Genomic DNA, 23,020 nt, shown 5'->3' with positions numbered 1-23,020 from the left:
CGCGTGCGCACACCGAGTGTCAATACTTTGGACTAGACCAATCTCGGGAGCCGTGCGCTATGGGGTCTGGTGTCCGGATTTCCCAGCGTTGGTAGGGGTTACTTGAGCGGCGGGTCGAGCGGGAAGCACGACACGCGCACGGACCACGTGTCACCGCCGGTGGGCAGCGGCATCTTCTTCAGCGCCGCGGCCGCCTGGCCGTCGTGCGCCTCCTCGGCCGCGGCGTGGAAGATGTCCGCCGCGATCGACTGGTCGAACACGCCGATCTGCTGGTGCGGCCAGCCCCCGGCGCCCTGCAGCGCGCCGGGGATCAGCTGGTCGACGACCTTGCGCAGGGTCGCCCCGTTGGGCGCGGTGTACTTCCAGACGTCGACGCCGAGGTTCTTGCCGAGTTCGGCCATCCGGCCCCACGCCGTGAGGTTGAAGTTGACGTAGTGCCACGACATCGTCCGCGACAGCTCGAGTGGCTGGCTGCCGTCGGCGGCGAACTGGACCGGGAACCGGTTCTTCTCCGCGTCCAGCACGATCTTCTTCGCCGTGTCCCGCTGGCCCAGGTACGCGGCGATCGTCGCGTTCTGCATGTCGAGGAACGTGCCGTGGTTGTTCGTGGCGGCCAGTTCCAGCTTCGCCTGCGGGCTCGTCTGCATCCAGGTCAGGTACTGCGACAGCCACGCCTTGACGCCGCCGCGGTCCTTGTTCGTCCAGCCCGGCGCGCCGGTGTCGAGCAGCGCGAACACGTCGAGGACCTGGCTGAACGACTGCGTCGAGTCGATGATCCCGGTCCCGCTGATCGTGTTCTTGCACGGGATGATCTGCGAGTACGTCATGTTCGGGTTCATCCTGGTGGCCGGGTCGAGGAACCACGTCCGGATGTCCAGCGCCGCCCGCTTCGCGTACTTCGCGTCACCCGTGTAGTACCAGGCGAGCGAGAGGTAGTACATCGCGTCCCACGCCACCATCCGGTAGGTGTGGTCGGTGATCGCGTCGGCCTCCGGGTTGCGCTGGCCGTCCTTGTTGACGTACGGGCAGCCCTGCGGGTTCTCCGGGGTCTTCGCACTCGCCCACCAGTAGGGCGCCTGGCTCAGGTAGTCGTGCTTGTCGCCGCTCGGCGGGGTGACCGGCTTGTCCACGACCGACCACGGGCCGGCGCTCAGCGCCGTGTTCGCCTTGCCCAGCACCACCTTCAGCGCGTCGCGCTGCGCCCGCGTGGCGTGGCCGTGCTTCAGCGCCGACTGGATGTCCGCGAGCTTCTTGCCGTCGGTGACGACGGTGTGCGGCGCCTGCCCGGCCGTCGCCGTCCCGCTGAGCGGGACCAGGGCCAGGCACGCGGCCAGCACCGCCGCCCCGAGAACGTGTAGCTGCCTTCGCACCTTGGACCGCCCTTCGGGGACGCCAGGATCCCCACTCGTCACCGGGCGGCGGTACGGCAGTGGCGACGGCGATTCTGGCTCCCCGGTGCGGCGGCTGTCAAACAGCCGGCCAAGTGCGCTTCTTGTCCAGCGGCCGGGCGTAGGACCCGGCCCGGCTCGTCTTGAGGCCCAGCGCGACGAGCGACTCGGCGAGCCGGACGGCGGCGGCGACGCCGTCGATGACCGGGATGTCCAGCATCGTCGCGATCCGCCGGTCCAGCCCGGTCATCCCGGCGCAGCCGAGCACCAGGACCTCCGCTCCGGCGTCGCGCGCCCGGCGCCCGGCGGTCAGCAGCGCCGACTCCGTCCGGCGTTCGTCCGTCAGCTCCAGCACGCCGAGGCCGGCACCGGTGACCGTCACGCAGTTCTGGGCGACGCCGGCGGAGTGCAGGCTGTCCTCGATCAGCCCGCACGTCCGGTCCAAAGTGGTCACGACGCCGTACCGGCGGCCCAGCAGGCAGGCCAGGTGCGCGGCGGCTTCGGTGATGTCGACGACCGGGACGTCCAGCAGCTCGCGGGCCCCCTCGCGGCCGTGCTCGCCGAACCCGGCGAGCACGACCGCGTCGAACGGTTCTTCCAGGCCCCGCAACAGATCGAGCACGGCGGCCGCCGACAGGAAACTGTCCAGCCAGCCCTCGGCCGACTCCGGGCCCCACTTCGGTGTCCGGGCGAGGATCTCGGTGCCCGGGCTCGCCGCGGCGCGGGCACCGGCACCGATCTCCTTCGTCATCGCCTCGGTGGTGTTGCAGTTGGTGACGACGATCCTCATCGCTGGTTCCGCGAGACCGCGAAGTACAGCAGCGCGGACGACGCCGTGCCGATGAACCACGAGTACGGCGCGGCCGGGGCGAAGTACGGCACCAGCGCGATCACCGCGGCGAGCGCGGCGGTCGGGAAGAACGCCACCAGGGCGCGCGGGTTCACCCGCGGGTAGATGCCGCCGTCGACGAACAGCTGCGCGACGTCGACCTTGCCGCGGCGGATCAGGTAGTAGTCGACGATCATGATCCCGAACAGCGGCCCGAGGAACGCGCCGAGCCCGCCGAGGAAGTAGTTGACCACCGCGGGTGAGGAGTACAGCTTCCACGGCAGCACGCACAGCGCGGCGACCGCGCTGATCATCCCGCCGATGGTGAACGTGATCCGCTTCGGCCAGATGTTGGCCAGGTCGTAGGCGGGGGAGACGAAGTTCGCGACGATGTTGACGCCCATGGTGGCGATCGCGAAGGTCAGCGCGCCGATGACGAGCACCGGCGTGTTGTGCACCTTGGACAGCAGCTCGGCCGGGTCGGTGATGGCCTCGCCGAACACCTGCATGCTGCCCGCGGTGACGACGACCGACAGCAGCGCGAACGCCGTCGAGTTGATCGGCAGGCCCCAGAAGTTGCCGCGCCGCACGGTCTTCTGGTCCGGTGCGTTGCGGGAGAAGTCGCAGAAGTTGAGCATCAGCGTGCCGTAGGTGGCCAGGATCAGCCCGGCCGCGCCGAACCACTGCCGGATCTGCTCGCCGGTGGACAGCTGCTTCGGGCTGCTGGTGAACGAGATGTTCCAGTGGGCGGCGGCGAGGATCCACACGGCCAGCGCGATCATCACGACCCAGATCGCCGGGCCGCACCAGTCCTGGAACTTGCGGATCGACTCCATGCCGCGGGTCAGGATCAGCGCCTGGGCCGCCCAGAGCGCGACGAAGCAGATCCAGCCGAGCGCGTGCAAGCCGAGGAAACCGTGTTCGGTCAACGGTTTCAGGCCCGGGTCGATGGCGAGCACGAGCAGCGTGATGGCCACGCTGGCGAGGTAGGTCTGGATGCCGTACCAGAAGATCGCGATGATCGCGCGGATCAGCGCGGGCAGGTTGGCCCCGAACGTGCCGAAGCTCAGCCGCGCGACGACCGGGAACGGCACACCGGTGCGCTGCCCGATCCGGCCCATCAGGTTCATCCCGACGTAGATGATCACGAACCCGAACAGCAGGGCGGTGAACACCTGCCAGGCCGACAGGCCGAGCACGAACAGCCCGGCCGCGAAGGTGTAGTTGCCCAGGTTGTGCACGTCGGACATCCACAGCGCGAAGATGTCGTAGACCTTCCACCGGCGCTCTTCGGCGGGGGCGAGGTCTTCGTTCCAGAGCCGGGGATCCGGCGGGGCGGGCGTCTCTTGTCCGGATTCGGTGAGCGGGGCGGCCGTCATGCTTGTGCCTCCGGTCTACGGATTCTTCTCGGGGGGTCCGGGTGGCGGAGCCCCCGGCCGGGGCGGAGCCCCGAGTGTCACAGTGCGGGGACGGAGATTTGGGATACCAAAAATTGGTATCCCAAATATCACCCCGGGGTCTTCGGCAGTCAACCCTCCCGTCGATAAACTCGTGTTACGTCCGGTTACGGAGATGTTGAGGGGAGCCCGGTGACGTCGGCGAGTGAACGGCAGCCCCTCGCGGCCACCCGGCAGCGGGTGCGCGAGGAGCTGCGGGAGCGGATCCTCACCGGGCGGCTGCGCCCGGGCGACCGGCTGGTCGAGCGCGAGCTGGCCGAGGACCTGGGCGTGTCCCGGGTGCCGGTCCGGGAAGCCATCCGCAGCCTGGAGGCCGAGGGGTTCCTCGTCGTCCAGTCGCCGCGCCGGGTCGTCGTCCGGCAGCTGGCCCGGGTCGACGTCGAGGAGCTGTTCGACGTCCGGGAGGCCCTGGAGGGCCTCGCCGCCGGGCTCGCCGCGTCCCGGGCGGGCGCGGCCGAGCTGAAGCGGCTCGAGCGCGTCCTGACCGACGCCGCCCGCGCGACGGCCCGCGGCGACGCGGCCCGGATCACCGTCCTCAACTCGCGCTTCCACGACGAGATCGTCGCCATCGCGGGCAACGCGCTGCTGACCACGATGCTGCAGCCCCTGGAAGGCCGGCTGCGCTGGCTCACGAGCCAGAACGAGCACTGGGCCGACCTGCTCGACGAGCACCGGCGCCTCCACGACGCCATCGCCTCGGGCGACGCGGACCGCGCGCACGCCGAGGCCGTCGAGCACGTGCGCGTCAACCGGACGGTGACGCTGAGGTCCCTTTTCGGGGACGACGAGCCGGGTGAGCGGCCGGCCGGGTGACTCCGGAGGTCACTCAAAGTGCCGGAAAGCTCACCCGTTAACATGATCGTCGGCTCCCCGCTCCCTGAGCCGACGTGGCATATCCGACAGCGCGGGGGAGCTGGTCCAACAGGCGGTTCCCAGTGGCTTCATGGGAAATTCACAGAATGGGCGGCAAACCTGAAACCGTGATCAACGCCGAAACCGGTGCCGTGAAGGTGGCACGATGACGACCGCCCAGGCCACGCTCGAGGCCCCCGCCCGCGGCACGAGACCGGGCGGCAAAGCGCCCTACCTCCACCAGATCGACCTGTTCCGGTTGATCACCTTCGCCTGCGTGATCCTGATCCACGTGGTCGGCGCGACGAACTTCGCGCAGGACGTCGGGGCGAACGCCGTCGAGACCCCGCTGCACTTCACGCGTGAGGCGTTCTTCGCGCTGACCGGGTTCGTGCTGGTGTTCCAGAACCGCGGCCGCGAGCTGCGGGCTGGTGATTTCTGGCGCCGCCGGCTGCCGCTGGTCGCGACGCCCTACCTCGCGTGGACCATGTTCTTCTGGGCGTATTCGCTGGTCACCGGCGGGCAGCAGCCCGGCTCGCTCGAGGCGTCGATGCGGCTGCTGCTGACCGACCTCGTCACCGGCGGCGCCTGGTACCACCTGTACTTCCTGCTCGTGACGATGCAGGTCTACCTGCTGTTCCCGTTCCTGATGAAGCTCCTGCGGGCCACCGCGGGCAAGCACGGGTGGCTGCTGCTGGGCAGCGGGCTGGTGCAGGTCGGCGTGGTCGCGTTCATGACCTACCAGCCGCTGGGCGTGAGCTACCAGACGATCACGCACCTGTACGCCACGCTCCTGCCGTACCAGTTCTACACACTCTTCGGTGCCGTGATCGCGATGCACTTCGAGACCGTGCACGCCTGGGTCGGCCGGCACCGGCTGCTGCTCGGCGGCGCGCTGGTGGCGGTGCTGGCCGGCACCGAGTGGTACTACCTCCGGACCGTCCACAGTGGAACGTTCCCGCAGGTGGCCAGCGACCCGTTCCAGCCGTACCTGATCCCGTGGTACCTCACGGTCATCGCGGCGATCTACGCGTTCACCACGTGGTGGGCCGCGCGCCGCCGGGAAGGCGGCCGCGGGGCCCGCGTGGTCTCCTGGGCGGCGAACCGGTCGTTCAGCATCTTCCTGGTCCACCCGCTCGCGCTGGCCCTGCTCGGCCCGGTCATCCCACACGTGGCGGAGCGCTTCGGCGCGCCGTGGCTCAGCGCGGTGATCTACGTCGCCACGATCGCGCTGACGATCGTCATCGTCGAGGTGCTGCGCCGGCTGCCCGGCAGCCGCGCGCTCACCGGCCGCCCCCGGCTGCGGTTGGCGAAGGCCGTCGCCTGACGCGTGGTCAGCGGCACAAAACGCCGTTCGGGCATGTCACAGCGAGCGGATCCTCAGGCGTCGGATATGCTGGCGGCCCGTGGGACTTCAGTCGCGGGCTACCAAGTACGTATTTGTCACCGGAGGCGTCGCCTCCTCTCTGGGTAAGGGACTCACGGCCTCGAGCCTGGGGCAACTCCTTACCGCGCGCGGGCTTCGCGTCACGATGCAGAAGCTCGATCCGTACCTCAACGTCGACCCCGGGACGATGAACCCGTTCCAGCACGGTGAGGTGTTCGTCACCGACGACGGCGCCGAGACCGACCTCGACATCGGGCACTACGAGCGCTTCCTCGACCGCTCCCTCGACGGCAAGGCCAACGTCACGACCGGCCAGGTCTACTCCGAGGTGATCGCCAAGGAACGCCGCGGCGAGTACCTCGGCGACACGGTGCAGGTCATTCCGCACATCACCGACGAGATCAAGTCCCGGATCACCGCGGCCGCCGAGCCCGACGAGGCCGGGAACGCCCCGGACGTCGTCATCACCGAGGTCGGCGGCACGGTCGGCGACATCGAGTCGCTGCCGTTCCTGGAGGCGTGCCGCCAGGTCCGCCACGACGTCGGCCGCGACCAGTGCTTCTTCCTGCACGTCTCGCTGGTGCCGTACCTGGCGCCGTCGGGCGAGCTCAAGACGAAGCCGACCCAGCACTCGGTCGCCGCGCTGCGCAACATCGGCATCCAGCCCGACGCGCTGGTCTGCCGGGCCGACCGGGAGATCCCCGAGGACCTCAAGCGCAAGATCGGCCTGATGTGCGACGTCGACCAGGAGGCGGTCATCGCCTGCCCGGACGCGCGGTCGATCTACGACATCCCGAAGGTGCTGCACCGCGAGGCGCTCGACGCCTACGTGGTGCGCCGCCTCGGCCTGCCGTTCCGCGACGTCGACTGGACGGTGTGGGGCGACCTGCTCGACCGGGTGCACAACCCGAGCGAGACGGTGAAGATCGCGGTCGTCGGCAAGTACATCGACCTGCCGGACGCCTACCTCTCGGTCACCGAGGCGCTGCGCGCGGGCGGGTTCGCGCACCGGGCCAAGGTCGAGATCGTCTGGGTCGCCTCCGACGACGCGCAGACCGCGTCCGGCGCGGCGTCCGTGCTGTCCGATGTGGACGGTGTGCTGATCCCGGGCGGGTTCGGCATCCGCGGCATCGAGGGCAAGGTCGGCGCGATCGAGTACGCCCGCACCCGCGGCGTGCCGCTGCTCGGCCTGTGCCTCGGCCTGCAGTGCATGGTCATCGAGGGCGCCCGGCACCTGGCCGGCATCACCGACGCCGGGTCGTCGGAGTTCGACGAGAACACCGAGCACCCGGTGATCTCGACGATGGCCGACCAGCGCGACGTCGTCGCGGGCGAGCGCGACATGGGCGGCACCATGCGGCTCGGCGCGTACCCGGCGAAGCTCAAGCCGGGCTCGCAGGTCGCGAAGGCGTACGGCACCACCGAGGTGTCCGAGCGGCACCGGCACCGCTACGAGGTGAACAACGCCTACCGCAAGCAGCTCACCGACGCCGGCCTGGTGTTCTCCGGCACGTCGCCGGACGACCGCCTGGTCGAGTTCGTCGAGCTGCCCGCCGACAAGCACCCGTTCTTCGTCGGCACCCAGGCGCACCCCGAGCTGAAGAGCCGCCCGACCCGGCCGCACCCGCTGTTCAGCGCGTTCGTCAAGGCCGTGGTGGACCGCAAGGTCGCAGAGCGGCTGCCGGTCGAGCTGCCCGAAGCCCCCGTGGCCGCCCGGTGACCGCGCCGGGAGAGCACGAGTTCACCGTCGCCGCCAGCCGCGACGTCCACATCGGACGCGTCGTCGGCCTGCGGATCGACCAGGTGGTGATGCCGGGCGGCACCACCGCGGCCCGCGAGGTCATCGAGCACCTGGGCGCGGTCGCGATCGTCGCGTTGGACGAGGACCAGCAGGTCACGATGGTCCACCAGTACCGGCACCCGATGGGGCACCGGCTGTGGGAGCTGCCCGCCGGCCTGATCGACCACCTCGGCGAGGACCCGGTCGGCACGGCCGAGCGGGAGCTCGTCGAAGAGGTCGGGCTGGCCGCCGCCGACTGGGCGACCCTGGTCGACGTCGCGGCGTCGCCCGGCTTCACCGACGAGGTGGTGCGGATCTTCCTGGCCCGCGGACTGTCCGATGTGGAGCGTGACGTGCTCGGGGACGAGGAGGCCGACCTGGTCGTCCGGAAGTTCCCGCTGGCCGAGGCGGTCCGGATGGCCCTGGCGGGCGAGCTGGTGAACGGCGCCACGGTGTCGGGAGTGCTGGCCGCGCAGGCGGTGGTCACCGGCGGCGCGCAACCGCGCCCGGCCGACGCGCCGTGGCGCGACCGCCCGACGGCGTTCGCCAAGCGCCGCGAAGCCTGACCTCATGCGCCCAATGTGGCGTTCGGTGCGTCAGACGCACCGAACGCCACATTGGGTGCGTCTGACGCACCCAACGCCACATTGGGGCGCTTCGGTCAGGGGCGCAGCGGGCGGCCTTCGGCGTCCAGGCCGCCGTTGGCCAGCAGCATGACGCCGTCGACGATCGGCCAGAGCACGCCGATCCCGGTCAGCAGCACCACGAGGAGCTGGAGCAGGCCCAGCCCGATCTGCCCGGTGTAGAACCGGCCGACGCCGAACGGCAGCACGATCTGGAGCACCCCGGCCACGGTCTTGGACCGGTAGGACGTGGGTATCGGCATCGGCGGCGCGTAGGGCATCGGGACCGGCATGGCGGACGGCATCGGGGCCGGCCCGTACATCGGCAGCTGCATCGTCGGCTGCGCGTACATCGGCAGCTGCGGCGGCGCGAGGAACCCCGGGTGCGGCTGCGGCAGGTCGCGGAACAACGGCCGCAACGCGCCCAGGGTCACGGCGGCGTAGGCGTCGGTCACCCGCGCCTCGTACTCGTCGGGGGTGATGCGGCCCATGCCGAAGTGGTCGGCGAGCAGTCTCGCCGCCTCTTCCCGCTCGGCCGTGCCGATGCGGAGCTCGTCGGACTCCATGAAATCCAAGGTAACCGCGTGAAGCTGAGAACGGGGTTTCTCCCGGGTCACGGTGCCCGCACGGCCTAGGGTGACCGGCGTGGCCTCCAGCCCGCACCGCACGGCCGACGTGATCGCCGCGTACCTCGACCACCTGGTCGTCGAACGCGGGACCGCGCGCAACACCCTCGACAGCTACGCCCGCGACCTGCGCCGGTACGCCGCGCACCTCGACGGTTCCGGCGTCGCGGAGATCGCCGACATCACGGCCGCGCACGTCACCTCGTTCGGCGCCGCGCTGCGCGAGGGCGACGCCGAGCACCAGCCGCTGGCGGCGTCGTCGGCCGCCCGGGCGCTGGTCGCCGTGCGGGGCCTGCACAAGTTCGCGCACGCCGAGGGCGTCACCGAGCACAACCCGGCCCGCGAGGTCCGGCCGCCGACGCCGGCGAAACGGCTGCCCAAGGCCCTGCCGGTCGACGACGTGCTGCGGCTGCTGGAGACCCCGGCGCCGGACGGCGAACGCGCGCTGCGCGACCGGGCGCTGCTGGAGCTGCTCTACTCGACCGGCGCCCGGATCTCCGAGGCCGTCGGCCTCGACCTGGACGACGTCGACGACGACGAGCGCACGGTCCTGCTCGACGGCAAGGGCGGCAAGCAGCGGCTGGTGCCGGTCGGCCGGCCCGCGATCGCCGCGCTGCACGCCTACACCGTCCGTGCGCGGCCCGTGCTCGCCGCGCACGGCCGCGGCACCGCGGCGATGTTCCTCAACGTCCGCGGCAGCAGGCTTTCGCGGCAGAGCGCGTGGCAGGTCCTCAAGGACACCGCCGAGCGCGCCGGGATCGCCGCCGCCGTCTCGCCGCACACGCTGCGCCACTCCTTCGCCACGCATCTGCTCGAAGGCGGTGCGGACGTCCGCGTCGTGCAGGAACTGCTCGGCCACGCGTCGGTGACCACGACGCAGGTGTACACGCTGGTCACGGTCAACACGCTGCGCGAGGTCTACGCGACGGCGCACCCCCGGGCGTTGGGCTAGCCGGCCCAACGGCGGCGCCACAGCCCTCCTAACCTGGACCGACGGCCGACTGACATTGCCCCCTCGGGTCCGGCGCGTTGCTTTGCCGGGGCTCCGAGTCCGCGCATAGGCTGCCCCGGACGCCACAGACAAGGAGCCTTCTCGCCATGTCGACACCGAACCAGCCGGCCGTACCGGCCGCGTCCGCCGGGTCGGCCGCGGCGAACCTCCAGCACGCCACGATCGCCACCCCCGCCCACCACGACGGCGACGAACCGAGAGAGCGCAACGGCCGGAAGGTGAAGCTCGAGGGCATCGGGCCGACCGGCCGCCCGATCCGCGAGATCCCCGAGCCGCCGCCGCTGGAGCGCCACGGCCCGGCGAAGATCATGGCGATGTGCAACCAGAAGGGCGGCGTCGGCAAGACGACGTCGACCATCAACCTGGGCGCCGCGCTCGCCGAGTACGGCCGCAAGGTGCTGCTCGTCGACTTCGACCCGCAGGGCGCGCTCGCCGTCGGTCTCGGCATCCAGCCGCACGAACTGGACCACACGGTCTACAACGCCATCATGGAGCGGGCCGTCAGCGCCACCGACGTGCTGCTGAAAACCCGCGTCGACGGCGTTGACCTGCTGCCGAGCAACATCGACCTGTCCGCGGCGGAGGTCCAGCTCGTCGCTGAGGTAGGGCGCGAACACACGTTGTTACGGGTCCTTCGTCCGGTCATGAACGACTACGACTATGTTCTTGTCGACTGCCAGCCCTCGCTCGGCCTGCTCACGGTGAACGCGCTGACCGCCGCGGACGGCGTGATCATCCCGTTGGAGTGCGAGTTCTTCAGTCTGCGAGGTGTAGCGCTCCTGATCGACACGATCGAGAAGGTGCAGGAACGCCTCAACCCCAAACTGGACATAGTCGGGATTCTCGCCACCATGTACGACCCGAGAACCCTGCACTCGAAGGAGGTCATGGCTCGCGTGGTGGAGGCATTCGGCGAGATCGTGTTCGACACGGTCATCAACCGCACGGTGCGGTTCCCCGAGACGACGGTCGCGGGTGAGCCGATCACGACCTGGGCCCCCAAGTCGGCCGGCGCGGCGGCGTACCGCCAGCTGGCTCGCGAGGTGATCGGTCGGTGAGCAGGCGCGCTTCCCTGCCCGGAGCGTCGGAACTCTTCCGCATCACCTCCAGCCCCGCTCTCGACCTGCCGCCCCAGACGTCGCCCGAGCCCGCCGAACCCGTCGAGAACGGCAACGGCAAGGCGGGCCACGGCCGCACGGAGCAGCTCGCCCGCAGTGGCGACGCCCCGCACGGCTCCGGCCGGACCAAGCACGACGCGAAGATCACCGTCTACGTCTCCGGCGACGAGCTGGTCGCGATGGAGCAGGCCCGGCTGACGCTGCGGGCCAAGCACGAGCTGGTCGTCGACCGCGGCCGGCTGGTCCGCGAGGCCGTCGCGGTGCTGCTGGCCGACTTCGACGCGAACGGCGAGGACTCGGTGCTGGTGCAGCGGTTGCGGGTGGTCGGCTCAGACGGCGGCGAAACCGAGGGCTGATGGACACCCCGGCATCGGCCGAAACGCCGCCGGAGCCGGTCGGAGAGGCCCCTGAGGAACCGACCCCCGACGACCCGGCCCCGGACGAGCAACCCGGTGAACAGCCGCACGAGCACCAGACGGTGCACGGCGGCATGGTCCCCGAAGGCCTGGCCAACGAGGAACTGAGCACGTCGAAGTTCAAGGTGCGGCTGGCCAACTTCGAGGGGCCGTTCGACCTGCTGCTGCAGCTGATCTCGCAGCACCAGCTCGACGTCACCGAGGTGGCGCTGCACCGGGTCACCGACGACTTCATCGCCTACACCCGGGCGCTGGGCACGGACTGGAACCTCGACGAGACGACCGAGTTCCTGGTCATCGCGGCGACCCTGCTCGACCTCAAGGCCGCGCGGCTGCTGCCGTCGGCCGAGGTGGAGAACGAGGACGACCTCGCCCTGCTCGAGGCCCGCGACCTGCTGTTCGCCCGGATCCTGCAGTACCGCGCGTACAAGCAGGTGGCGGCGCTGTTCGGCGAGCTGGAGCAGGGCGCGCTGCGGCGGTACCCGCGGTCGGTGGCGCTGGAGGAGCGGTTCGTCGGGCTGCTGCCCGAGGTGATGCTGGGCGTGACGCCGGCGAAGTTCGCCGACATCGCCGTCACGGTCTTCAAGCCGAAACCGCCGCCGACGGTGTCGATCGCCCACATCCACATGGGCCGCGTGTCGGTGCGCGAGCACGCGGCGCTGCTGCGGGTGATGCTGGCCGAACGCGGCCAGGCGACGTTCAGTGAGCTGGTCGACGACTGCGAGCACACGGTCGAGATCGTGGCGCGGTTCCTGGCCCTGCTGGAGCTTTACCGCGAGGCGACGGTGCAGTTCGAGCAGTCGGAGGCGCTGGCCGAGCTGCACGTGCGCTGGACCGGCGGATCGCAGGAAGAAGCCTCCGTGGCGGCCGAGCAGGATCTCGCTGCCGACGCCGCCGGAGACGAGGAGGAGTACGGGTGAGCCCCGAAGACAACGACCGGGTCCGCGAAGACGATGTCGCGGCCGAGGTCGCGGCGCCGGAGCCGCCAGTGAGCGAAGAGCCCGCCGAGGCCGCGGCCGAGCCGGCCCTGGACGAGGCCCTGTCCGGCGAGCCGGTGACCGAGGACGGCGACCCGGTGGAGCTGCTCGTGGAGCCGGCCGCCGCTGATGAGACCGCTGCCGACGAGCCCGCGCCGGACCAGGCCGCGGCCGATGCCGTCGCGCCCGCGGAAGCCACTGCCGAACCCGTCGAGCCCGCAGAACCCGCGGCCGTCGACGATCCCGCGTCGGATCTCGTCGCCGCCGGGGATGCCGACTCGCTGCCCGACATCACCTCCGACGAGGCTCTCGAAGCCGCGCTCGAGGCGCTGTTGCTGGTCGTCGACTCGCCCGCGAGCGAGGAATCCCTCGCCGACACCCTGCAGCAACCCAAGGCCCGGATCATCGTCGCGCTGCGCACCATGGCCCAGAAGTTCACCGACCGGACCAGCGGGATCGACCTGCGGCGCGTCGGCGAAGGGTGGCGGTTCTACACTAGAGACGTCTATGCCCCGTTCGTGGAGAAGCTCCTGCTGGACGGCCAGCGGTCGAAGCTGACCCGGGCCGCGCTGGAGAGCCTCGCCGTGATCGCGTACCGGCAACCGGTGACCCGTTCCAGGGTCGCCGCGGTGCGCGGCGTGAACGTGGACGGTGTCATCCGGACGTTGCTCGCGCGCGGCCTCATCGGCGAGATGGGGACCGACCCCGAGACGACCGGGACGCTGTACGTGACGACCGAGCTGTTCCTGGAGCGACTGGGGCTGTCGTCACTGAACGACCTGCCGGCCATCGCTCCGTTGCTACCCGAAGTGGACACCATCGATGACTTCCAGTGAACACCCCGACGGCATCCGGCTGCAGAAGGTGCTGTCGCAAGCCGGGGTCGCCTCCCGGCGCGCGGCGGAGGACCTGATCGCCGCCGGCCGGGTCGAGGTGAACGGCGAGGTCGTCACCGAGCAGGGCCGCCGCGTCGACCCGGACGTAGCCGTCATCCACGTCGACGGCACCCGCGTGAACCTCCGCGACGACCTGATCTACCTGGCGCTGAACAAGCCCAAGGGCGTCCACTCGACGATGTCGGACGACCGCGGCCGCCCGTGCGTCGGCGAGTACCTGATGGGCCGGTACGAGGAGACGCCCGGCGTCGTGCACGTCGGCCGGCTCGACGAGAACACCGAGGGCCTGCTGCTGCTGACCAACGACGGTGACCTCGGCCACCGGCTGATGCACCCGTCCTACCAGGTGCTCAAGACCTACCTGGCCGAGGTCGACGGCCTGGTGCCGCGCGGGCTCGGCAAGGAGCTGCGCAACGGCTGGGAGCTGCCGGACGGCCTGGTGAAGGTCGACCAGTTCCGCGTCAAGGACATGCACTCCGGCAAGTCCCTGGTCGAGCTGGTGATCCACGAGGGCCGCAAGCACATCGTGCGGCGGCTGCTCAAGGACGCCGGGCACCCGGTGCTCAAGCTGGTCCGCACCGCGATCGGCGACGTCCAGCTGGGCAACCAGCGCGTCGGCTCGATCCGGCGGCTGACTAAGGGCGAGGTCGGCGCGCTCTACCGCAACGTCGAACTCTGACCCGGCCTTTCGGGGGTCCGGTGGTCACCGCACGGCGGTGACGAACCCGCCGGCGGTCTGGTCTTCCTGGGCCGGGCGGCCGTAGTCCTCGGCCAGCTCGGCGCGGGTGTGGGTGGTCGGCTGCCAGCCGTGGTCGCGCAGCCACTCCGGCGCGCGGCCGCCCAGCCCGCCGAGCCACAGGCGCGTGACGCGCTCGCCGGTCGGGGTCGCCCGCGCCCGGGCCAGCAGCCCGTCCGCGGTGTCGGTGGGCCGGTGCTCGAACGACACCCGGCTGCCCGGCGCCGACAGCTCGCTCACCGTGGTGAGCAGCTTGCCGGCGTCTTCGGAGGACAGGTAGACGAGCAGGCCCTCGGCCAGCCACGCGGTCGGGACGCCGGGGTCGAACCCGGCGTCCCTCAGCGCGCTCGCCCAGTCTTCGCGCAGGTCCGCCGGGACGACGACCCGTTCGCACGACGGTTCCGCGCCCTGCCCGGTCAGCACCTGGTCCTTGAAGGCCAGCACCTCCGGCAGGTCCAGCTCGAAGAGCCGGACCCCCGGCGGCCACGCCAGCCGGAACGCGCGTGCGTCCAGCCCGGCCGCGAGCAGCACCACCTGGGCGCACCCGGCGGCCAGCAGGTAGTCGTCGTAGAACCGCGTGCGGATCGCCACCTGGGCGGCGAAGAGCGGGCCGAGGCCGTCCCGCGTCCCGTCGCCGGGCTCGGGCAGCACCGAGCGGCCCGCTTCGTAGAACGCGGTGGCGTACGGGTCGTCGAACAGCCGGTCCGGACGGCGGCTTTCCAGGGCGCGTAACGCGGCGACGCCGACGGCGGTGCGGCCGACCGCGGGCAGGGACTCGGTCATGACCGCCAAGCTACCCCCCGACTTTCCGCCGTGGCGGGAACGATCTCCGGCTCGTAGCGTGACGCGCATGCGATCCGGTCTGGTGTGCGGAATCCTCGCGGTGGTCCTGTTCGGCGCGCTCGCCCCGGCCGTGGCCGCGGCGCCCCGGGCGAGCGAACCCACCTACGACTACACGAAGGCGATCCGGGAGACCGTCTGGGTCGACATCGGCCGCGACGGCGACGGCGACGGCAAGCCCGACCGGGTCGCCGCCGACATCGTGCGGCCGGCCGAGCCGGCGGCGCAGGGCACCAAGGTGCCGGTGATCATGGACGCCAGCCCGTACTACTCGTGCTGCGGGCGCGGCAACGAGAGCGAGCTGAAGAGCTACGACAGCGCCGGGAAGCCGGTGAAGTTCCCGCTGTTCTACGACAACTACTTCGTGCCGCGCGGGTACGCGGCGGTGCTCGTCGACCTGGCCGGGACGAACCGGTCGGCCGGCTGCGCGGACGTCGGCGGCCCGTCCGACGTCGACTCGGCGCGCAAGGTGGTCGACTGGCTGAACGGCCGCGTTACCGGGTACAGCGCGAAGACCGGCGGCAGCGCCGTGACGGCGGGCTGGAGCACCGGGAACGTCGGCATGATCGGCAAGTCCTACGACGGCACGATCGCCAACGGCGTCGCCGCGACCGGGGTCGCCGGGCTGAAGACCATCGTGCCGATCTCGGCGATCAGCTCCTGGTACGACTACTACCGCTCCGACGGCGCGTCGTTCGGCTCGAACCCGGCCGGGCTGGCGCAGACCGTCGAGTCGGCCAACAGCGGGCAGAACTGCTCGGCGCAGAACCAGGCCCTGAGCACGGGCGCGACCGCGAACGGCGACTACGGGCCGCTCTGGGCCGCGCGGGACTACGTCACCCAGGCGCGCAACGTCCACGCCAGCGTGCTGCTTTCGCACGGCGTCAACGACCTCAACGTCAAGACGATCAACTTCGGGCAGTGGTGGGACGCGCTGGCCGCCAACCACGTCGAGCGCAAGATCTGGCTCGCGCAGACCGGGCACGTCGACCCGTTCGACTACCGCCGTTCCGACTGGGTCGACCTGCTGCACCGCTGGTTCGACCACTACCTGCTCGGGATCGACAACGGCGTCCAGAACGGCCCGATGGCCAGTGTCGAGCGGCAGCCGGACCAGTGGGCCGACCAGTCCGCCTACCCCGCCGCGAACGCCGTGGCGACGGCGTTGCGCCCGCAGGCGGGCGGCAAGCTCGGCACCGCGGCGGCGTCGGGCACGGCGTCGTTCACCGACAACCCGAACGTGGGCGAGGACACCTGGGTCACCAACCCGGGCAGCGCGGCGCTGACGTACTCGACCGGGACGCTGACGTCGGCCCTGCAGGTGTCCGGGACGTCTTCGCTGACGGTCACGGCGACGCCGAGCACGTCGTCGGCGCGGGTTTCGGCGGTGCTCGTGGACCTCGGCGCGGCGACCATCCGCAACTTCGCGGGCAGCGGCGAGGGCATCAAGACGGCGACGACGGAGAACTGCTGGGGCTCGTCGACGGCGGGTGACGACGCCTGTTACCGCGTGACCTCCGCGGACGTGAAGAAGGTGAACTACACGATCCTCAGCCGCGGCTGGGCCGACCTCGCGAACTACGCTTCCCTGACGCAGGAACGGGTCCTGACCCCGGGGACGGCGTACACGATGACGTTCCGCCTGGCGTCGACGGACCACGTCGTGCCGAAGGGCCACGCGCTGGCCCTGATCATCGGCGGCACGGACGGCAGCTTCATCCGCGGCCCGGCCCAGCCTGGACGGCTCACGCTGGACCTGGCGAAGACGTCGGTGTCGGTCCCGCTGGCCGGAGTCCTCCCGGCAGCCTCGACCCACCCGACCCCCGTCAGCGGCGCGTTCGTGCCGTCGGCGGGCCGCGTGGAGCTGGGCTGAAAGCCGTGAAGGCCTCCTTGCCGGCCATAAGAGCCGGGAAGGAGGCCTTCACGGCATTGCGCCGACGCTAGCTCGCTTCGGCGGGAGCGGTGCGCGTGGCCGACTTCCGTTGCAGCGCGCGGGCTATCGGCTCGACGACGCGGGCGGCCGTCGGGCCGAGGATGGCCATCAGCAGGACGTACGCCGTCGCCAGCGCCGCCAGTTCGCCGTCCACCGCGCCCGCCGTCACCGCCAGGCCCGCGATGACGATCGAGAACTCGCCCCGGGCCACCAGCGACGCCCCGGCTCTGGCGCGGCCCATCTTCCCGATGCCCTGGCGGCGCGCGGCCCACCAGCCGGTGGCGACCTTCGTCAGCGTCGTGACCACCGCGAGCACCACGGCCCAGCCGAGCACCGGCGGGATCGACGCCGGGTTCGTGTTGAGGCCGAACACCACGAAGAACACCGCGGCGAACAGGTCCCGCAGCGGCTCGAGCATGTGTGTCGCGTTCTCGGCCGTCGAGCCGGAGATCGCGATGCCGAGCAGGAACGCGCCGACCGCGGCCGACACCTGCATCGCCGAGGCGACGCCCGCCACCAGCAGCGCCGCGCCGAGCACCTTGAGCAGGAACACCTCGCGGTCCGGGCTGTCGACCGCCGCCGAGACGTACCGGCCGAACTTGAGCGCGATCACCAGGACCACGGTGATCACCAGCAGCGAGATCCCGACGGCCTCCATGCCGCCCAGCAACGAGACGCCGCCCAGCACCGCGGTGAGGATCGGCAGGTAGAGCGCCATCACCAGGTCTTCGAACACAAGGATCGACAGCACCACCGGCGTCTCGCGGTTGCCGAGCCGGCCGAGGTCACCGAGGACCTTGGCGACGATCCCGGACGACGAGATGTACGTGACGCCCGCCATCACCATCGCGCCGACCGGGCCCCAGCCCAGCAGCAGCGCCACGGCCGCGCCCGGGGCGGCGTTGAGGACGATGTCGACCAGCCCGGCCGTCCACGAGCGGCGCAGCCCGGTGAACAGCTCGGCCGCGGAGTACTCCAGGCCGAGCAGCAGGAGCAGCAGCACGACGCCGATTTCGCTGGCCAGGTGTGTGAAGCCGCCGATGTCGGTCAGCGGGATCAGCCCGCCGGAGCCGAAGCAGAGGCCGCCGAGCAGGTAGAGCGGGATGGGGGAGAGGCCGATCTTCCCGGCCAGGCGCCCGAGCACGCCCAGCACGAAGAAGACCGCCCCCAGTTCGATCAGGGACAGCGCGGTGTGGTCCATCGTGCGCTCAGCCGTACTTCAGGATCTTGACGGCGGCCTCGAGACCCTCGCTCGTGCCGACCGTCACCAGCAGGTCGCCCCCGGTGAGGGTGAAGTCCGGCGTCGGCGACGGGTGCACCTGGCCGGCGCGGGCCACCGCGACCACCGAAACCCCGGTGCGGGTGCGCATCGCCGTGTCGCCCAGCGTGCGGCCGTCGAACGGGCCGGACGGCTTGATGGGCAGCTGCCGGGTGCTGATCCCGGGCAGGTCCCGGTGCTCCTCGGTCAGCTGCGCGACGAGCTGGGGCGCGCCGAGCAGGTTGGCCAGCGCGCCCGCTTCGTCGGCGCTCAGCGGGATCGAGGCGACGCAGGTGTCGGGATCGTCGGTCTTGGAGACGATCAGCTCGAGGTGCCCGTCCCGCTGGGTGACGACGCCGATGCGGCGGCCGGTACGGGTGGCGAAGTCCTTGCGGACCCCGATGCCGGGCAGGGGGGTTACTTCGACGTTCACCCAACCACCGTAACCCACGTGTCCGATTCGCGACTTTCAGCCGAGAAGGAGCAGGCCCGCCGCGATGACCATCACGAGGGCGGTCAGGCCGTGGACGCTGTACGCGATGGCCTTCTTCCCGCCGTGGCGCAGCACGATCAGCATGTCGAAGACGGGCCAGACGGCCGCGACGAGGATGACCCAGCCCAGTGCGTGCGGGTCGCCGTAGATCATCAGGGTCAGTGGGATCAGCCCGGCGCCGATGTCACGGCCGCCCTTGACGTTGAGGAAGCTTTCGGCGTTTTCGGGGACCTCGGTGAAACCGAAGCCCGCGGCGATCTTGGCCGGCGCGAAGAGGTAGTTGAGGCCGACGTAGATGATGCCGAGCGAGACGATCGCGACGAGGACGTAACCGGTGATGAGCATGGTGTTTCCCTTCCGTGAACTAGCGGCGCTAGCAATACTAGCAACGCTAACTTAGCGACGCTAGATTGTCTAGCAGTGCTAGTATCGGCGTCATGACCCAGCGACAACGTCGAGTGCGCGACCGGTCCGAGCGCGGGCAGCGGATCGTCTCCGCGGCCCGGGAGCTGGCCGAGGCGGAGGGCTGGGACGCCGTCACCACCCGGCGGCTCGCGGCGCTGATCGAGTACAGCCAGCCGGTGCTCTACAGCCACTTCCCGGGCGGCAAGGACGCGATCATGGCGGCGGCCGCGCTGGAGGGCTTCGCCGAGCTGGCCGCGGTGCTGGCTTCTGCTCGCGAAGGCGGTGTCGCCGGGGTCGCGGGCGCGTACGTCGCCTTCGCCGACGCCAAGCCCGCGCTCTACGACGCGATGTTCACGCTGGCGTCGGACCTGCCCTTCGCGCGGGACGACACGCCACCCGTGCTCCAGGAGGCCTTCGCGGGCCTGTTCGCGGTGGTCGAGCCGGTGGCCGGCGGTCAGCAGCCGGGCACGCTGACCGAGGTGTTCTGGGGCGCGCTCCACGGGCTCGTCACGCTGGACCGCGGCCACCGGCTCTCCCCGGAGAACCACGCGGAGCGGCTGGCCGTGGTGGTCGCCCGCTTCGGCGCGCCCGGAACCTGACGCCGTAATGCCGTGAGGGGCACCCTCAGGGACTTATAAGCCATGAGGGTGCCCCTCACGGCATTGCGCCGGCGGTGGCGCCCGGTCGGCTCGCGTACCCGGAGGGTCGGCTCGCGTGCTTGGAGGGTCGGCTCGTGTGTCTGGAGGGTCGACACGGTGGAGGCGCCCGCTTCGCGGCGGGTCCGCCTCGGCGCCGATGCCGTGAAGGTGCCCTTCACGGCGTTGCGGTCGGGGGCGAAGGCGTCCCGACTGATCCCGTTCGCACCGCGCCCGGCAGAATGGGGTACGGCCCGAACGAGACGAGAACGCGAGGAGAGTGCCGGTGACGGGAGCCCTACGTGGTGTGGTCGCGCTGGACGGCCCGTCGGGGACCGGGAAGACCACCGTCGCGCGCAAGCTCGCCCAGCGCCTCGGCGCGGGCTACCTCGACACCGGCGCGATGTACCGGATGGTCACCCTCGCCGTGCTGCGCGCCGGGGTGGACCCGGCCGACGCCGACGCCGTCGCCGACCTGGCCGGCCGCGCCGACTTCGCCATCGGCACCAGCCCCGACCGGCCCGAGATCCGGCTGGCCGGCGGCGACGTCGCCGCCGACATCCGCGGCCCCGAGGTCACCAAGGCGGTCTCGCCCGTCTCGGCCGTGCCGCACGTGCGCGAGCTGCTCGTCGCGCGGCAGCGGCGGATCATCGGCGAGGTGCTGGACACCGTCGGCGGGATCGTCGTCGAGGGCCGCGACATCGGCACCGTCGTCGCGCCGGACTCGCCGCTCAAGGTCTACCTGACCGCCTCGGCCGACGTCCGCGCGTCGCGGCGCAGCACCCAGGACTCCGCGGCCGGGCGCAAGTCGTCGGTCGCCGACGCCCTGGCGAGCGTCGAGCGCCGTGACCACCTCGACTCGACCCGCGTGACGTCGCCGCTGCGCGCGGCCGAGGACGCCGTCCCGGTCGACACGTCCGAGCTGTCCATCGACCAGGTGATCGTCGCGCTCAGCGAGCTCGCCAGCCACCGCGGCCTGCTGGTGGGGTGCAACGCCGAGGTCGCGCGATGAAAGCTGGGTCCTCTGGGGCCGAGCCCCAGACCCCGGCCGGGGGGCAAGCCCCTCTGGACCCCCCGAAAAGATCGGCGGCCGGACTGCCGGAAGGCTCCGTCGGCTGGCTCCACGAGGCCGGCCGGATCTTCGGCCGGTACCATCTGCGATCGGCCTTCCGCATCCGCGTGCACGGCCGCGAGCGCATGCCCGCCCGCGGGCCGGTGCTGGTGATCGCCAACCACAGTTCGATGATCGAACCGCAGCTGATCTTCGGAATGCTGCCGCGGCGTTCGGCGTTCCTGGTCAAGGCCGAGCTGTTCAAGCTGCTCAACGGGCTCGCCGGGAAGTTCCTGGTGGCCATCGGGCAGATCCCGGTCCAGCGCGGCGCGATCGACCGGAAGCCGCTGCTGACCGCGGTCGGCGTGCTCAAGGACGGCGGGGTCGTCGGGATCTTCCCGGAGGGCACCCGCGGTGCCGGGGACGTCGGCGCGGCCGAACGCGGCGCTGCGTGGCTGGTCCGGGCGTCGGACGCGGTCGTGCTGCCGGTGGCGACGCGCGGGACGCTCAAGCCGGCGGACGGCAAGCGGCGCTGGCGCCCGCGCGTGGACATCCTCGTGGGGGAGCCGTTCACGCCGAAGGTCGGACCCGGGAAGACCGGGCTCGACCAGGGCACCGAGGAGCTGCGCGGCGAGCTCGCGGCGCTCGTGAAGACTTTGGACGATTGGCGTACCGAAAACGGTTTCGTTACGCCATAAGGGAAATTGGGTAGTGATGGCTGAGTTTGATTCCGCCTCCGCGGGAGAGAGTACGTCGACGGCGATCGACGGCGTCGGCGAGATCGACGGCACCTGGTCCGACGAGACCGAGTTCGCCAGGCTCGACGCGCAGATCGAGGCGGCGGAAGCGGCCGAGGAGGCCGCGCTCGCGCAACCGGTGCTCGCCGTGGTCGGGCGGCCGAACGTGGGCAAGTCCACGCTGGTCAACCGCATCATCGGCCGCCGCGAAGCCGTGGTGCAGGACGTGCCGGGCGTCACCCGCGACCGCGTCGCCTACGACGCTTACTGGGGCGGGCGCAAGTTCACCCTGGTCGACACGGGCGGCTGGGAACCGGACGCGACCGGGCTGCAGGCCTCCGTCGCCGCGCAGGCCGAGCTGGCCATGCAGACGGCCGACGCGATCCTGCTGGTGATCGACGCCTCGGTCGGGGCCACGGCCACCGACGAAGCCGCCTCCAAGGTGCTGCGCCGCTCGAAGAAGCCGGTGCTGCTGGTGGCGAACAAGGTCGACGACGACCGGCTGCTCGCGGACACCGCGTCGCTGTGGTCGCTCGGCCTCGGCGAGCCGCACCCGGTCAGCGCGCTGCACGGCCGCAGCTCCGGCGACCTGCTCGACGCCATCCTCAAGACGCTGCCCGAGGCGCCGCGCGAAGGCGTCGCGGCGACGTCGGGCCCGCGGCGCGTCGCGCTGGTCGGCAAGCCGAACGTCGGCAAGTCGAGCCTGCTGAACAAGATCTCGGGCGAGGAGCGCTCGGTCGTCGACTCGGTGGCCGGCACCACGGTCGACCCGGTCGACTCGCTGGTCGAGCTGGACGGCGAGACCTGGCGGTTCATCGACACCGCGGGCCTGCGCAAGCGCGTCAACTTCGCCGCGGGCGCCGAGTACTACGCCTCGCTGCGCACCAAGACCGCGATCGACGCGGCCGAGGTCGCGGTCGTGCTGCTGGACGCGGCCGAGCCGATCTCGGAGCAGGACCTGCGGGTGCTGACCATGGTCGTCGAGGCCGGCCGCGCGTGCGTGCTGGTGTTCAACAAGTGGGACCTGGTCGACGAGGACCGCCGCCACGCCATGATCCGCGAGCTGGAGCGCGGCCTGGTCCGCGTCCCGTGGGCCGAGAAGGTCAACGTCTCGGCGCTGACCGGGCGGTCGGTGCGCAAGATCGCGCCGGCGCTGCGGACCGCGCTGAAGTCGTGGGACCAGCGGGTGCCGACCGGCCAGCTCAACGCGTGGCTGTCCGACCTGATCGCGGCCACCCCGCCGCCGGTCCGGTCCGGCAAGCAGCCGAAGGTGCTGTTCGCGACGCAGGCCGGCATCCGGCCGCCGACGCTGGTGCTGTTCACCACCGGCTTCCTCGAGGCGGGCTACCGCCGGTTCATCGAGCGGCGGTTCCGCGAGCAGTTCGGCTTCGAAGGCAGCCCCGTCCGGGTGAATGTGCGCATCCGCGAAAAGAAGGCCCGGCCGAAGGCCGGCGGAAAAGCGGCCAGGCCCGCCAAATCCCGGTGATTTCCTGACCCGTTCCGGCGACCACGTGTGGCTGAACAGCCGGCACGCGTGATTGCGGAGCCGACACGCGTGACTGGAGGGTCGA

Annotated in this window: 23 protein-coding genes; 15 read left to right on the top strand and 8 right to left on the bottom strand. The window is 71.1% G+C overall.

Going from position 1 to position 23,020, the window contains the following annotated elements:
* Window positions 1-98 precede the first annotated feature (98 nt).
* From ACLJQZ_RS45080 to ACLJQZ_RS45070, 3 genes are all read right to left on the bottom strand, one after another.
* A complete protein-coding gene (locus ACLJQZ_RS45080) occupies window positions 99-1,370 on the bottom strand; it encodes an alginate lyase family protein (protein WP_410627520.1) in 1,272 nt (423 codons plus the stop codon).
* A gap of 97 nt (window positions 1,371-1,467) precedes the next feature.
* A complete protein-coding gene (locus tag ACLJQZ_RS45075) occupies window positions 1,468-2,178 on the bottom strand; it encodes an aspartate/glutamate racemase family protein (protein WP_326951149.1) in 711 nt (236 codons plus the stop codon).
* Window positions 2,175-3,596 (bottom strand): NCS1 family nucleobase:cation symporter-1, encoded by a 1,422-nt coding sequence (locus ACLJQZ_RS45070; RefSeq protein WP_410627518.1) that lies wholly within the window; start codon window positions 3,594-3,596, stop codon window positions 2,175-2,177. Before ACLJQZ_RS45070 ends, ACLJQZ_RS45075 begins: the two co-directional genes overlap by 4 nt.
* A 210-nt stretch (window positions 3,597-3,806) precedes the next feature.
* Between ACLJQZ_RS45070 and ACLJQZ_RS45065 the strand changes: the two genes are divergently transcribed.
* The 4 genes from ACLJQZ_RS45065 to ACLJQZ_RS45050 all read left to right on the top strand — a co-directional run bounded on the left by ACLJQZ_RS45065 (window position 3,807) and on the right by ACLJQZ_RS45050 (window position 8,259).
* Complete coding sequence (locus ACLJQZ_RS45065; protein ID WP_410627517.1) at window positions 3,807-4,487, top strand: GntR family transcriptional regulator; 681 nt, start codon at window positions 3,807-3,809, stop codon at window positions 4,485-4,487.
* Between the two features lie 205 nt (window positions 4,488-4,692).
* Entirely contained in the window at window positions 4,693-5,853 is a 1,161-nt protein-coding gene (locus tag ACLJQZ_RS45060) for an acyltransferase (RefSeq protein ID WP_410627515.1), read from the top strand.
* 79 nt (window positions 5,854-5,932) lie between these two features.
* Entirely contained in the window at window positions 5,933-7,633 is a 1,701-nt protein-coding gene (locus ACLJQZ_RS45055; RefSeq protein ID WP_410627513.1) for a CTP synthase, read from the top strand.
* The gene (locus ACLJQZ_RS45050; protein WP_410627512.1) at window positions 7,630-8,259 is read left to right on the top strand and encodes an NUDIX domain-containing protein; all 630 of its coding nucleotides are present in this window, start codon (window positions 7,630-7,632) and stop codon (window positions 8,257-8,259) included. The genes ACLJQZ_RS45055 and ACLJQZ_RS45050 overlap by 4 nt, the downstream gene beginning before the upstream one ends.
* Before the next feature lie 95 nt (window positions 8,260-8,354).
* On the opposite strand, the gene ACLJQZ_RS45045 is transcribed toward ACLJQZ_RS45050, so the two are convergent.
* The gene (locus tag ACLJQZ_RS45045; RefSeq protein WP_410627510.1) at window positions 8,355-8,882 is read right to left on the bottom strand and encodes a DUF1707 domain-containing protein; all 528 of its coding nucleotides are present in this window, start codon (window positions 8,880-8,882) and stop codon (window positions 8,355-8,357) included.
* Window positions 8,883-8,991: 109 nt separating this feature from the next.
* Here ACLJQZ_RS45045 and xerD point away from each other — a divergent pair, with 109 nt between their 5' ends.
* The 6 genes from xerD (at window position 8,992) to ACLJQZ_RS45015 (ending at window position 14,040) form a co-directional block, all read left to right on the top strand.
* A complete protein-coding gene (gene xerD / locus ACLJQZ_RS45040; RefSeq protein ID WP_326951588.1) occupies window positions 8,992-9,894 on the top strand; it encodes a site-specific tyrosine recombinase XerD in 903 nt (300 codons plus the stop codon).
* Window positions 9,895-10,040: 146 nt separating this feature from the next.
* Window positions 10,041-11,012 carry a ParA family protein gene (locus tag ACLJQZ_RS45035; protein ID WP_410627509.1) on the top strand — a complete coding sequence of 324 codons (972 nt, stop codon included), beginning with the start codon at window positions 10,041-10,043 and terminating at the stop codon, window positions 11,010-11,012.
* Window positions 11,009-11,428 carry a cobyrinic acid a,c-diamide synthase gene (locus ACLJQZ_RS45030; RefSeq protein ID WP_410627507.1) on the top strand — a complete coding sequence of 140 codons (420 nt, stop codon included), beginning with the start codon at window positions 11,009-11,011 and terminating at the stop codon, window positions 11,426-11,428. The genes ACLJQZ_RS45035 and ACLJQZ_RS45030 overlap by 4 nt, the downstream gene beginning before the upstream one ends.
* Entirely contained in the window at window positions 11,428-12,408 is a 981-nt protein-coding gene (locus tag ACLJQZ_RS45025) for a segregation and condensation protein A (RefSeq protein ID WP_410627505.1), read from the top strand. The genes ACLJQZ_RS45030 and ACLJQZ_RS45025 overlap by 1 nt, the downstream gene beginning before the upstream one ends.
* A complete protein-coding gene (gene scpB / locus ACLJQZ_RS45020; protein ID WP_410627504.1) occupies window positions 12,405-13,301 on the top strand; it encodes an SMC-Scp complex subunit ScpB in 897 nt (298 codons plus the stop codon). Before ACLJQZ_RS45025 ends, scpB begins: the two co-directional genes overlap by 4 nt.
* Window positions 13,288-14,040 carry a pseudouridine synthase gene (locus ACLJQZ_RS45015; RefSeq protein ID WP_247053949.1) on the top strand — a complete coding sequence of 251 codons (753 nt, stop codon included), beginning with the start codon at window positions 13,288-13,290 and terminating at the stop codon, window positions 14,038-14,040. Before scpB ends, ACLJQZ_RS45015 begins: the two co-directional genes overlap by 14 nt.
* A 24-nt stretch (window positions 14,041-14,064) precedes the next feature.
* On the opposite strand, the gene ACLJQZ_RS45010 is transcribed toward ACLJQZ_RS45015, so the two are convergent.
* On the bottom strand, window positions 14,065-14,880 hold the full coding sequence (locus tag ACLJQZ_RS45010) for a class I SAM-dependent methyltransferase (RefSeq protein WP_410627502.1): 816 nt from the start codon (window positions 14,878-14,880) through the stop codon (window positions 14,065-14,067).
* 67 nt (window positions 14,881-14,947) lie between these two features.
* Here ACLJQZ_RS45010 and ACLJQZ_RS45005 point away from each other — a divergent pair, with 67 nt between their 5' ends.
* Window positions 14,948-16,810: a Xaa-Pro dipeptidyl-peptidase gene (locus ACLJQZ_RS45005; protein WP_410627500.1), complete on the top strand. Its 1,863-nt coding sequence runs from the start codon at window positions 14,948-14,950 to the stop codon at window positions 16,808-16,810.
* Window positions 16,811-16,877: 67 nt separating this feature from the next.
* Here ACLJQZ_RS45005 and ACLJQZ_RS45000 read toward each other — a convergent pair whose 3' ends face one another.
* From ACLJQZ_RS45000 to ACLJQZ_RS44990, 3 genes are read right to left on the bottom strand one after another with little or no spacing between them, the layout of a single operon-like run.
* The gene (locus ACLJQZ_RS45000; protein ID WP_247053943.1) at window positions 16,878-18,071 is read right to left on the bottom strand and encodes a cation:proton antiporter; all 1,194 of its coding nucleotides are present in this window, start codon (window positions 18,069-18,071) and stop codon (window positions 16,878-16,880) included.
* Between the two features lie 7 nt (window positions 18,072-18,078).
* Window positions 18,079-18,561 carry a cation:proton antiporter regulatory subunit gene (locus ACLJQZ_RS44995; RefSeq protein ID WP_247053941.1) on the bottom strand — a complete coding sequence of 161 codons (483 nt, stop codon included), beginning with the start codon at window positions 18,559-18,561 and terminating at the stop codon, window positions 18,079-18,081.
* Between the two features lie 36 nt (window positions 18,562-18,597).
* A complete protein-coding gene (locus tag ACLJQZ_RS44990) occupies window positions 18,598-18,966 on the bottom strand; it encodes a DUF4267 domain-containing protein (protein WP_410627498.1) in 369 nt (122 codons plus the stop codon).
* A gap of 92 nt (window positions 18,967-19,058) precedes the next feature.
* Here ACLJQZ_RS44990 and ACLJQZ_RS44985 point away from each other — a divergent pair, with 92 nt between their 5' ends.
* The 4 genes from ACLJQZ_RS44985 (at window position 19,059) to der (ending at window position 22,935) form a co-directional block, all read left to right on the top strand.
* Window positions 19,059-19,625, top strand: a complete 567-nt coding sequence (locus tag ACLJQZ_RS44985) for a TetR/AcrR family transcriptional regulator (protein ID WP_410627496.1) — start codon at window positions 19,059-19,061, stop codon at window positions 19,623-19,625.
* A 343-nt stretch (window positions 19,626-19,968) separates the two neighbouring features.
* The gene (gene cmk / locus ACLJQZ_RS44980) at window positions 19,969-20,673 is read left to right on the top strand and encodes a (d)CMP kinase (protein ID WP_410627544.1); all 705 of its coding nucleotides are present in this window, start codon (window positions 19,969-19,971) and stop codon (window positions 20,671-20,673) included.
* Window positions 20,674-20,798: 125 nt separating this feature from the next.
* Window positions 20,799-21,410 carry a lysophospholipid acyltransferase family protein gene (locus tag ACLJQZ_RS44975; RefSeq protein WP_410627542.1) on the top strand — a complete coding sequence of 204 codons (612 nt, stop codon included), beginning with the start codon at window positions 20,799-20,801 and terminating at the stop codon, window positions 21,408-21,410.
* A gap of 16 nt (window positions 21,411-21,426) precedes the next feature.
* A complete protein-coding gene (gene der / locus ACLJQZ_RS44970) occupies window positions 21,427-22,935 on the top strand; it encodes a ribosome biogenesis GTPase Der (RefSeq protein ID WP_410627494.1) in 1,509 nt (502 codons plus the stop codon).
* The last annotated feature ends 85 nt before the right edge of the window (window positions 22,936-23,020 follow it).

This window comes from Amycolatopsis sp. cmx-8-4 (genome assembly GCF_046548675.1).
GTDB lineage: Bacteria > Actinomycetota > Actinomycetes > Mycobacteriales > Pseudonocardiaceae > Amycolatopsis.
The sequence above is the reverse complement of the archived record's forward strand: the minus strand, read 5'-3'. Positions and strand labels throughout refer to the sequence as shown.